The sequence below is a fragment of the Kineococcus indalonis genome (genome assembly GCF_009906395.1).
Classification (GTDB): domain Bacteria; phylum Actinomycetota; class Actinomycetes; order Actinomycetales; family Kineococcaceae; genus Kineococcus; species Kineococcus indalonis.
Window position 1 is genome coordinate 1 of record NZ_JAAALM010000972.1, and the last position, 609, is coordinate 609.

At 82.1% G+C, this 609-nt stretch carries 1 pseudogene; it reads right to left on the reverse strand.

What is annotated here, in order from left to right:
* A pseudogene (locus tag GTR00_RS22250) lies at positions 1 to 609 on the reverse strand (hypothetical protein); the annotation flags it as partial.

Sequence of the window (609 nt, forward strand, 5' to 3'; positions counted from 1 at the left end):
GTCCCAGGGGGCCAGCACGGCCGCCCCGACCTCCACGGCCAGCCGCGGGGCCCCGGCGCCCGCCCCGCCGGCGCCCAGGCGCTGCTGGGCCAGCCCGACGCGCACGCGGCGCTCCAGCTCCTGGGCGTGCAGGCCGGCGCCCGGCCCCAGCACCAGGAAGCGGCCCTCGTCCTCGCGGGCGACCACGTCGGAGGTGCGGGTGGCCGCCCGCAGGGCCGCGGCCACCGAGCGCCACGCCTCCTCGCGGTGGGCGCGCAGCTCCTCCGGGCGCGCGGCCAGGGCGCCGAGCACCACCCCGGGCGAGACCTCCACGACGCACGCGTGCACGGCGCCGCCGGAGCGGCGGGCGGACTCCAGCACCTGGTGGCCCAGCAGCAGCAGGCCGCGGCGGTTGAGCAGGTCGGTGACGGGGTCCTTCACGCTCTCGTCGCGGGCCGAGCCCAGCTCGTCGCGCAGCCGCGCCACGGAGTCCTCCGCGGCCCGCCAGGAGCGCACCGCGACGGTGAGCGCGGCGGCCAGCGCCCCCAGCGCGAGGGCGGCGACGAGCACGGCGGCCACGACGGCCGCGCCGTGCGGGGCCACGGCCCCCGCCAGGCCCACCCCCAGCGC